At 69.2% G+C, this 9448-nt stretch carries 10 protein-coding genes; 2 read left to right on the top strand and 8 right to left on the bottom strand.

Annotation, left to right across the window (positions count from 1 at the left end; genetic code table 11):
* Positions 1 to 265: 265 nt before the first annotated feature.
* Genes ABZ345_RS27440 through ABZ345_RS27420 form a run of 5 tightly spaced genes read right to left on the bottom strand, consistent with a single transcriptional unit; the run spans position 266 to position 4790 of the window.
* Entirely contained in the window at positions 266 to 901 is a 636-nt protein-coding gene (locus ABZ345_RS27440) for an alpha/beta fold hydrolase (RefSeq protein WP_359854511.1), read from the bottom strand.
* A 10-nt stretch (positions 902 to 911) separates the two neighbouring features.
* A complete protein-coding gene (locus ABZ345_RS27435; protein ID WP_359854509.1) occupies positions 912 to 2597 on the bottom strand; it encodes a hypothetical protein in 1686 nt (561 codons plus the stop codon).
* Between the two features lie 20 nt (positions 2598 to 2617).
* Positions 2618 to 3547 carry a hypothetical protein gene (locus ABZ345_RS27430; protein WP_359854506.1) on the bottom strand — a complete coding sequence of 310 codons (930 nt, stop codon included), beginning with the start codon at positions 3545 to 3547 and terminating at the stop codon, positions 2618 to 2620.
* On the bottom strand, positions 3544 to 4248 hold the full coding sequence (locus ABZ345_RS27425) for an ABC transporter ATP-binding protein (RefSeq protein WP_359854503.1): 705 nt from the start codon (positions 4246 to 4248) through the stop codon (positions 3544 to 3546). The genes ABZ345_RS27430 and ABZ345_RS27425 overlap by 4 nt, the downstream gene beginning before the upstream one ends.
* The gene (locus tag ABZ345_RS27420; protein WP_359854500.1) at positions 4245 to 4790 is read right to left on the bottom strand and encodes a PadR family transcriptional regulator; all 546 of its coding nucleotides are present in this window, start codon (positions 4788 to 4790) and stop codon (positions 4245 to 4247) included. Before ABZ345_RS27420 ends, ABZ345_RS27425 begins: the two co-directional genes overlap by 4 nt.
* A gap of 39 nt (positions 4791 to 4829) precedes the next feature.
* Here ABZ345_RS27420 and ABZ345_RS27415 point away from each other — a divergent pair, with 39 nt between their 5' ends.
* Positions 4830 to 4958 (top strand): hypothetical protein, encoded by a 129-nt coding sequence (locus ABZ345_RS27415; protein WP_359854497.1) that lies wholly within the window; start codon positions 4830 to 4832, stop codon positions 4956 to 4958.
* Positions 4955 to 5533: a GNAT family N-acetyltransferase gene (locus ABZ345_RS27410; RefSeq protein ID WP_359854495.1), complete on the top strand. Its 579-nt coding sequence runs from the start codon at positions 4955 to 4957 to the stop codon at positions 5531 to 5533. The genes ABZ345_RS27415 and ABZ345_RS27410 overlap by 4 nt, the downstream gene beginning before the upstream one ends.
* A gap of 32 nt (positions 5534 to 5565) precedes the next feature.
* Here ABZ345_RS27410 and ABZ345_RS27405 read toward each other — a convergent pair whose 3' ends face one another.
* From ABZ345_RS27405 to glpK, 3 genes are all read right to left on the bottom strand, one after another.
* Complete coding sequence (locus tag ABZ345_RS27405; RefSeq protein WP_359854492.1) at positions 5566 to 6369, bottom strand: hypothetical protein; 804 nt, start codon at positions 6367 to 6369, stop codon at positions 5566 to 5568.
* A gap of 93 nt (positions 6370 to 6462) precedes the next feature.
* Positions 6463 to 7986 carry a glycerol-3-phosphate dehydrogenase/oxidase gene (locus ABZ345_RS27400; protein ID WP_359854489.1) on the bottom strand — a complete coding sequence of 508 codons (1524 nt, stop codon included), beginning with the start codon at positions 7984 to 7986 and terminating at the stop codon, positions 6463 to 6465.
* Positions 7979 to 9448 (bottom strand): glycerol kinase GlpK, encoded by a 1470-nt coding sequence (gene glpK / locus ABZ345_RS27395; protein ID WP_359854486.1) that lies wholly within the window; start codon positions 9446 to 9448, stop codon positions 7979 to 7981. The genes ABZ345_RS27400 and glpK overlap by 8 nt, the downstream gene beginning before the upstream one ends.

The following is a 9448-nucleotide window of genomic DNA, read 5'->3' as shown; positions in this document are numbered from 1 at the left end:
TCGACGAAAAGCGTGTCGACTTGACCCATCCCTCCGAGCGCGGCAAACGATCAGGCACGACTCGTGACGGGACCCCACCCGAAGCGCACGGGAAAGCTTGCCTCGGCTTCGCCGTCGGGACTGCTCGGCTTCGCCATCGCGGTGGGTCGCCATCGCCATCGCCATCGCGGGTGGCTTTGCTTCGCCTTCGCTTGGCTCGCGATCTTGTCGGTGCTGCCTTGTAGGTTGGGACGCGGGGGGTCCCGATTTCAAGGGGACGCCTGCGTCAGCGTGCGTAGCGTTCCAGCAGGGTTGCCAGTTCTTGTGGCTTGCTCAGTTGGGCGCAGTGGCCCGCCGCCAGCTCTACCGGCTCGACGCCTGGCAGGCGGTCCGCCAGTACTCGGCGCATGAAAGCTGGTGGGAAGAAGCGGTCCTCCGTGCACAGGATGAAGTGCGTTGGCACCTCGGGCATCGCGTCCAGCGGCCACGGCTTTCCCATGGCGTGCTCGGACATGCCTCGCTCTCGCTTCTGCGACTCCTCGGCCAGGTCCGGCGGGACGTCGTGCCAGAACTGGTCTTCCAGGCCGCTGTCCTCGTAGCCTGCCTTCTCCCACCAGTCGCCTGGGGTTTCTCCCGGTTTGGGGAGCATGGCCGTCACGAACATCAAGGCGGTGGCGTTGACGCGGGCGGCTACCAGTGGGGCCGTGAAGCCGCCGAAGGAGTGGCCTACGACCACTACGTTCTCGGTGGACGGGAGGGCGTCTGCCACTGTGGACGCCCAGTCCGTCAGGTCCTTCGTCTCGTCCTCGGTGGGGAGGTCGGGGGCGATCACGGTGTGGCCCTTGGCTTGCAGGGCGGCTGCTACCAGGTGCCAGGACCAGCCCACGTCGCCTGCGCCGTGCACGATCGCGAAGGTTGTCATGGTGGCGAGCCTATTCGCGGCGTTCGATCGGCAGGCGGGAACGGGTGAAAAGGGCTGCGCCCAGCATGGCTGTGGTGGGGACGAGAAGTAGTGAGATGGCGATGTTGGGCCAAGGGATGGTCAGTGGGTTCAGGGTCGGTTGGGGCCAGAGCTTGGCGTAGCCGACGTTCAGGGCGGCTAGTAGGGCCAGGGCTGAGCCGACGCCTGCGGCTGTGCCCAGTAGGCCGCCCAGGCCCGCGATCACGCCTGCTTGGCTCAGTGACAGGAGTTTGCGCAGGGTTGGGGTGGCGCCCACTGCGGCGAGGGTGGTGAGGTCTCGGCGGCCGTCGGCTGCTGCCAGACCCGTGGCCAGGGCTGCCGCTGCGAGGGTGATGATGCCTGCTATCAGGCCCAGGAGGTTCAGGGCCTGTTGGACGTCGGATTCTGTTGGGCGGTCCACGTGGACTTCGTACTCGCCGCCCAGGGCTGCGGTCAGGGCGTCCTGTTCGGACTCGGTGGGCATGCGGGTGGTGGTGGCGTACAGGGTGAACGTCGAGACACCGAAGCCCAGGGAGCGGGCGGTTTCCTCGGTCATCAGCGCCAGCGGGGCCTGCTGGTGTGTTGAGACCGCGAAGCCTTTGGCTTGCTTGGTGGTGGCTTGGGTGCCGGTGGCCAGGAGTACGTCGCCGTTGGAGACTTGGGTTGGGTCGTTGGTGACGATTTTGCCTTCGCGCAGGGCGGTTTGGGCTGCGGCTGCGGTGTCGGGGGACAAGTGCAGGAGGGATTGGGCGGCTTCCGGGGTGGTTACGGCCAGGAAGCCGGTCGGGGTGGTGAAGGTGCCGAAGTAGCGGTGGGGCCGGCCTGTGCCGGTGCAGCGTTGGTCCGCCAGAGCCGACTGTTGTTCGGGCTCGGTCGGCTCGCGGTGCAGGACGTCCAGGGTGTACGGGCATTCGCGGTCTGGTGGTGGGCGGAGGTGGGCGAAGCACGGGCCGCCGTCGCACGCCAGGAGTTTGATCTCGTGGGTTTCGGCTACAGGCATGGTGTTGCGCATGGCGGTGGCCACCGAGGGCGGGATGGTGGTGATGCTGGCCTTGGTGAGGTCGTCCAGGCGGTAGACGGTCACGTCGCCCATGTTGCCCGCTAGCTGGCTGGCTTCCTGTTGGGACTGGGAGGTCAGGATGACGCTGACGGCCACCGCGCCGATCACGGCGGCCATTACCGCCGAGATGGCTGGGGCTGCGGCCGTTCGGTTGCGGGAGGCGTCGCGCAGGGCGATTCGGAGGGCCACCGGTAGCCAGCGGCCGGCGCGGGCCAGGAGGCCCAGCAGGGCCGGGGTGCAGAGGACCAGGCCGATCTCGGTCAGGATCAGGGCGATGAGGATGCCGACCACCTGCATCTGGATCGCGCTGACCACGCCTGCGGCGATGCCCGCGGTGATGAGGAGCAGACCCAGCACCAGCCAGCGGCGGCGGGAGCGGGTGATGCCTCTGCGGCCCGCGAGGGCGGTCACCACGTCCTGGCGGGAGGAGATCCAGGCCGGGACCAGGGCGGCGAGCAGGCCCGTGATGACGGACAGCAGGGCCAGGGTGGCCAGGGCCGAGGGGTAGAAGCGCTGGGCGCCGAAGCGTTCCGCGATGAGCCACTCGACCAGCGGGCGGCTGGCCACCGCCGCGAGGAGGCCCAGGGCGACGCCGCCGAGTGCGGCCAGGGTGCCCATGACCACGCCGTCGGCCAGGACTATGCGGCGGACGTGGCCGGGGCGCCGCCGATCGCGGAGACCAGGGCCAGGTCGCGTTTGCGGCGGCGGGCTCCCACGGCCAGGGCAGAGCCTGCCAGCAGGGACATCTCGAGCACGGCGAGGCCTGCGATGAGGACGAGGATGTCCGCGCCCAGTTCGTTGGAGTCGGTGAACTGCGGGTAGAGGTCGGCGGCCGCGGGCGGGGTGTGCAGCACGGTGCGGGACAGCACGGCGATGCCCAGCTTGTTGAGCTCCTTGACCTTCGCCCAGTCGATCGGGGTGGTGACGAGCCAGGAGCGGTCGGCGTGGTCGAAGGTGCCGGGGAGCGCCACCAGGGTGGTGTTGTCCAGGCGGTCCGGCTCCTCGATGACGCCGACGACGGTGAACGTGCGCCCGTCCTCGGTGGTGACGGTGCCGCCCAGTCGGGCGCCGGTGCGGGTCATCGCCTTGCGGGACAACGTGATCTCGGTGCCGGAGGCGGCCGCGCGGCCTTCCAGCACGGTGATCATGCCGGCGGTGAGCGGGTTGGTCAGGTCGAGCATGCGGACGCCCGCGCGGCCCACGCCCGCTGTCGTGCGGATGTTGACGCCGCTGCGTTCGACGGGCACGAGATCGGTGCCGGGCAGGAGGGCCTTGAGGCGGTCCTCGGACGGGTCCTGGCCTTCCGCGTTGCCGACGGGGATCGCGAAGTCCCTGGCCGGTTGCTGGATGACCGGGCCGCGGTAGGGCCAGCTGACCAGGGCTTGGGCGGTGCCCATGCGGCGGGCGGAGTCCTCGTCCGGGGTGAGGGTGGTCGAGTCGTAGACGACGGCCGCGAACGTGAGCGCGGCGACCGGGACGAGGATCAGGGCGACCACGAGTGCCGTGCGGCCGCGGGACTTGCGGGCCTCGCGCCAGGCGATGCGCAGTGCTGCGCGCCATCCGTTCACGGTGTGCTCAGCAGTTCTTCTGGCTGGTCGCGCTGGGAGACGTCGACGACGGTGCCGTCGCGCAGGAAGATCACGCGGTCGGCCCAGGCGGCGTGGCGGGCGTCGTGGGTGACCAGGACGGCGGCGGCTCCAGCATCCACTTTGGACCTCAGGAGGCGCAGGACGGTCTCGCCGGTGCGGGAGTCGAGGGCGCCGGTCGGTTCGTCGGCCAGGACCAGCCGGCGTTCGCCGATGAGGGCGCGGGCGATGGCCACCCGTTGCTGCTGGCCGCCGGACATCTCGTCGGGGAAGCGGTCGGCGTAACCGTCGAGGTCCACTTCGGACAGTGCGTTTTCTGCTTGCAGGCGGGACTTGCGGACGCCGTCCAGGTCGAGGGGGAGGGCGACGTTCTCGGCGGCGGTCAGGCTCGCGATGAGGTTGAGGTCCTGGAAGACGTAGCCGATGCGTTTGCGGCGCCAGGCGGCCAGTTGCTTGCGAGACAGGGACTGCAGGCTCGTGCCGTCGACGAGGACCTGGCCGCTGGTGGGGCTGTCGAGGCCGCCCGCGAGGTTGAGCAGGGTCGACTTGCCGGAACCGGACGGGCCCATGACGGCGACCAGTTCGCCCGGTTCGACGGTGAAGGAGACGCCGTCGAGGGCGTTGACCGCAGTGTCGCCGGTGCCGTGGACGCGGTGGACGTCGCGCAGTTCGAGGACGGTCATCTCGGCACCTCGATGTCCGTCGTCTCGGGGACGGGGCGCGGTTCGTAACGCAGGAGGCTCGCCTCGCAGTGGTCGAGCCAGCGCAGCTCGGCCTCGGCCTGGAAGATCATCGCGTCGAGGACCAGCAGCCACGGCAGGTCGCCGGGCTGGGTCTTGAGGCGCGTGTACTCCTGCAACGTGCGCATCGTGGCGGTGCGCTGGGTCATCACGACCTTGGCGACGTCGACGCCCGGTGTGGTGATGGCGAGGGCGAGCTTGATCGCCACCTCGTCGCGGGGCCTGTCGCCGCGCTTCACCGGCGAGGCGAACCACTTCTTCAGCTCGGTGCGGCCCTGGGCCGTGATCTCGTAGGGGCGCTGACCCTCGCTCTCGGGCAGCGCGGCGACCAAATCGTCACGCTCGAGGCGCGCCAACGTCGTGTAGACCTGCCCGATGTTCAACGGCCACGTGCCGCCGGTGGCCGAGTCGAACGCCGCCCGCAGCTGGTAGCCGTACATGGGCCCGCGCTGCAGCAACGCGAGCAGACCGTGTTTGACCGACATACCTACTGAGTATGCATACCGAGTATGTTCCTGGCAACGGTGACTGACGAAACCCGCGTGCAAGCGGCTCTGACATCGGGAACCCTGGACGGTGCCGGAGACGTCCGGCTGGAGCGGGACTGGGGGATGACGTGGTCGACGCCGCTCGGGGTCGAGCTGGGGGAGTGAACCTGCTGGGCGCGCCGGGCAGATCCGGGGTCACGCCGAGGCTGCCCGCCCGGATCAGGGACTACGAACCGGCGGACGAGCCGTCGTGGCTGCGCTGCCGGGTGCTGGGGTTGCTCGCGACGAACTACTACGACGACGTGTGGCAGGCCAGGCGTCGCGCCGATCTGGAGCTCGTCGCGCTCGACGACGGCGAGGTGGTCGGGCTGCTGGACGTGTCGGTGCCCGGCGCGGAGGCGACCGTCGAGAACGTGGTGGTGCACCCCGACCATCGGGGCCGGGGGATCGCGACGGCGTTGCTGGAGCAGGCTCTGCGGCGGCTGGAGCGGTGCGGGGTCACGACTCTCGACGCCTGGACTCGTGAGGACGGGACCTGGTTCGCGCGCAGCGGGTTCGAGGAGGCCTCGCGGTATCTGCACGTGCACGCGTCCGCCGACGAGGCCGGCACCGTGGTCATCGCGAAGCACGGTCTGGTGGCGGCTGGCGCGTTCCTGCACGCGCGGATCGAGCGGGAAACCGAGATGCGCCAACGGTTCGAGCGTGTCTACGTGTGCCGCAGGATGGTCCGCGCGCTCTAGCCCTTGGAGCAGCTCGGCGAGATCACCGATCCTCACCGATGAAGATGCCCGACGGCCGGCAGAGGAATCTCGCTGCTCTGCATCGGCGGTACGGGGGCGGCCTTTGCCGGCGATTCCAGTGCGGCCGCACTGCTGAACACCGGAAGCCACGCACCCCATTCGTTGAGAAGATCCTGGATGGCGATGAAGCAGCCATCGCCGCTGCTTTCGTAATACGCCACCGTGATTCCGACGGCCAAGACTCCGCCGCCGCCGGTCCGCCACACGGGTCCGCCGCTGTCACCGGCCCATGTGTAGGCATGCGAGCAGTACGCCGTCATTCCGTGCCAGGTGATCGTCCCCGTTATTGTTCCCTCGGTCCAGCCGGTGGTCTGCCCCATCTTGCCGATCAGCGTGCCGACTCCGAGGCTCGACTTCGGATAGATCCCGACGATTTTCCCGTTTCCGGGGCTGTTGCCGGTCAGCGGGTCGACGACGATCTGCAAGGCGTCGTCACCAGCCACTTCCTGGATCAGTGCCGTGTCGTAGGTGGTCCACCGGGAGTATGCGACAGTGCCGAACTTGCGGCTCGTCCCGTACACGGAGCTGCCCACCCCCGCGCAGTGCCCGTCGGTGAGGATGAACATGCCACTTGAGCCGCGGATCGCATAGCCGCCGGTGCAGTAACTACCGGTACCCGGGCCGCCGAAGAAAGTCGGATGGCCTGGTTTGAAATAGTAGGTGGCCGCAGAAGCCGGTGCGACAAGAGTGCTGATCGCCAATAGTGCGGTCGCTGCGGTCATGATTGTCCGGGCGATCACACCGGCGGTTCTGCCGGTGCGAACGAAAGTGATCACAAAGTCCCCCTGGTGAGCGCGATTCCCGTTCATTTCAACGGTCCTCGTCGCTCGCCAGGGTCATAAGGGCCGGAGGGAGCAATATGGTTGCTCTCAGGAGGCGAGCAGCTCCGACACCTTCGATCGGACCTCGGGCGAGTCCAGGCCGCGGACCATCACGGTGGTGCGGCGGCGCAGGACGTCGTCCACTTCGGACGCCCACTCGGTGCGGCGGGCGTGCTCGACCTGGGCCCAGATGTCCGGGCCGTCGGGGTGCACGCGCTCCAGCAGGGCCGGGTTCTCCAGGCCCAGGGCCACGACCTCGTGGGAGGTCGTGCCGTAGTGGGTGGCGAGGTGGCGGACCACGTCGTCGGGCAGGGCGTTCCAGGCGTGACCGAGGACGGAGCCGACGGTCTCGGGCGAGGCGGAACCCGGCAGGGCGACGCCGTCCAGCGGGGCGTCGAAGGTGCGGCCGAGTTCGGAGTTCACGCGGGCCAGAACGGTGGCGCCGATCTTGCGGAACGTCGTCCACTTGCCGCCGGCCACGCTGATCATGCCGCCGGAGCCCGCGGTGATCACCGTTTCGCGCTTGGCGTGCGAGGTGTCGCCGGGGCCGCCGGGCAGGACGCGCAGGCCCGCGAACGTGTAGGCGAGGTTCGCGCGGTCCAGGCCCGTGACGGCGACACCCGCCTCGGACATGATCTGGTCGACGTCGGCATCGGTGCAGGACACGGCAGCCGGGTCGCCTTCGTACGCCTCGTCGGTGGTGCCGAGGAGGAGGTGGCCCTCCCACGGGATCGCGAACGACACGCGCACGTCGTCGACCGGGATCGTCAGCGCGGCCTTCCACTCCGAGGACGTCCGCATCACCAGGTGTGAACCCTTCGACAGGCGGATCGACGGGTCGGCGGCCGGGTCTTCCATGCGCCGCAGCACGTCGAGCCACGGGCCGGTCGCGTTGACGACCACGCGGGCGTCGACGCCGAACTCGCCGAGCGAGTCGCGCAGATCGACGCCGGTCACGCGAGAGCCGGTCTTGCGCAGGCCCACGACCGAGATGTGGTTGAGCAGCACGGCACCGGCCTCGGCGGCGGCGCGGGCGGCGGTGATCGCCACGCGGCTGTCGTTCATCTGGTGGTCGTAGTACATCGCGGCACCGCGCAGACCGTCGGCGCGCAGGTCAGGCACCCACTCGACTGCCCTGCGCGCCGACAGCACCTTCCCCATGCCGTCGCCGAAGCCCGACAGCGCGGAGTACAGCGTCACGCCCGCACCCAGCACGAAGCGGCTGTGCGGGCCTCCCTTGTAGACGGGGACGAGGAACGGCAGCGGGCGCACCAGGTGCGGGGCCAGGCGGTCGCCCAGAGCCCGGCGTTCCTTGTGGTTCTCGTGCACCATCGGCACGGCCGACGGGCCCATCGCCAGGTAGCGCAGGCCGCCGTGGACCAGCTTCGACGACGCCGACGACGTGGCGCCCGCGAAGTCACCGCTCTCCACCAATGCCACGCGGAGCCCGGAACGCGCCGCGGCCCACGTGGTCGCGATGCCCAGGATGCCGCCGCCGATCACGACGACGTCGAACTTGCCGTGCTGCAGCTCTTCGCGAGCCCTGGAACGTTGTGCGGAAAAGTCAGTCATCGTCCTCGTCCATCCACCCGACGGTCCGCTCGACCGCCTTCTTCCACTTCCGGTAGCCGCGTGCTCGCGCCGCCGGTTCCATCGACGGCTCCCACTCGGCCGCCTTGTGCCAGTTGGCTTTCAGTTCGTCGGTACTGCTCCAGTAGCCCACCGCGAGACCCGCCGCGTACGCCGCGCCGAGGCACGTCGTCTCGGCCACGATCGGGCGCACCACCGGCACGTCCAGCACGTCCGACAGGAACTGCATGAGCAGGTTGTTCGCCGTCATGCCGCCGTCGACGCGCAGGGTCGTGAGATCCACACCCGAGTCGGCGTTCATCGCGTCCACGACCTCGCGGGTCTGCCACGCGGATGCCTCCAGCACGGCCCGTGCGAGGTGCCCGCGCGAGATGTAGCCCGTCAGGCCGGCGATCACGCCACGCGCGTCAGAACGCCAGTGCGGCGCAAACAAACCAGAGAACGCGGGCACGAAGTACGCGCCGCCGTTGTCGTCCACGGTCCGTGCGAGGGTCTCGATCTCCGCCGCCGACGAGATCAGGCCGACCTTGTCCCGGAACCACTGCACCAGCGCGCCCGTCACCGCGACCGCGCCCTCCAGCGCATACGCGGCGGGCTCGTCGCCGATCTTGTAGCCCACGGTCGTCAGCAACCCGTTCTGCGACTGCACCGGCTTGTCACCGGTGTTGATCAGCAGGAACGCACCCGTGCCGTACGTGCACTTGCCTTCGCCCGGCGCGAAACACGTCTGCCCGAACAACGCCGCCTGCTGGTCGCCCAGAGCCGACGCGACGGGCACGCCCTCGTAGGTGCCGTAAACCTCAGAGGAGGAACGGATTTCCGGCAGCATCGCCGCGGGAACGTCCATTGCGGACACCAGTTCGGGATCCCAGTCGAGGGTCTCCAGGTTCATCAGCATGGTGCGCGACGCGTTGGTGACGTCGGTGACGTGGCGGCCGGTCAGGTTCCAGATCAGCCAGGTGTCCATGGTGCCGAACAGGACCTCGCCGCGCTCCGCCCGCGAACGCAGCCCGTCGACGTTGTCCAGCAGCCACCGCAGCTTCGGGCCGGAGAAGTAGGTGGCGAGCGGCAGTCCGGAGCGCTCGCGGAAACGGTCCTGGTCGCCGAAAGTCTTGATCAACGCGTCTGTGCGCGTGTCCTGCCAGACGATCGCGTTGTGCACGGGCTCGCCGGTCGTCTTGTCCCACACGACGGTCGTCTCGCGCTGGTTCGTGATGCCGAACGCGGCGATGTCGGCGAACGAGAGAGATGCGTGTGCCAGTGCGTCACGAACGACGGACTGCACGTTCGTCCAGATCTCCGACGCGTCGTGCTCCACCCAGCCCGGCTTCGGGAAGATCTGCCGGTGCTCGCGCTGAGCGACCGACACGATCCCGCCGGACTGGTCGAACACGATGCACCGGGACGACGTCGTGCCCTGGTCGATCGCCGCGATGTAGGCCAC

It is taken from the genome of Lentzea sp. NPDC005914 (assembly GCF_040629405.1).
Taxonomy (GTDB): Bacteria; Actinomycetota; Actinomycetes; order Mycobacteriales; family Pseudonocardiaceae; genus Lentzea.
This window is presented reverse-complemented; position numbering and strand designations above follow the sequence as displayed.

Bases quoted from the DNA above. Each gene is read 5' to 3' on its own strand.
- ABZ345_RS27440 (WP_359854511.1), bottom strand. From the start codon at position 901: ATGACAACCTTCGCGATCGTGCACGGCGCAGGCGACGTGGGCTGGTCC.
- ABZ345_RS27435 (WP_359854509.1), bottom strand. From the start codon at position 2,597: ATGGGCACCCTGGCCGCACTCGGCGGCGTCGCCCTGGGCCTCCTCGCG.
- ABZ345_RS27425 (WP_359854503.1), bottom strand. From the start codon at position 4,248: ATGACCGTCCTCGAACTGCGCGACGTCCACCGCGTCCACGGCACCGGC.
- ABZ345_RS27420 (WP_359854500.1), bottom strand. From the start codon at position 4,790: ATGTCGGTCAAACACGGTCTGCTCGCGTTGCTGCAGCGCGGGCCCATG.
- ABZ345_RS27400 (WP_359854489.1), bottom strand. From the start codon at position 7,986: ATGACTGACTTTTCCGCACAACGTTCCAGGGCTCGCGAAGAGCTGCAG.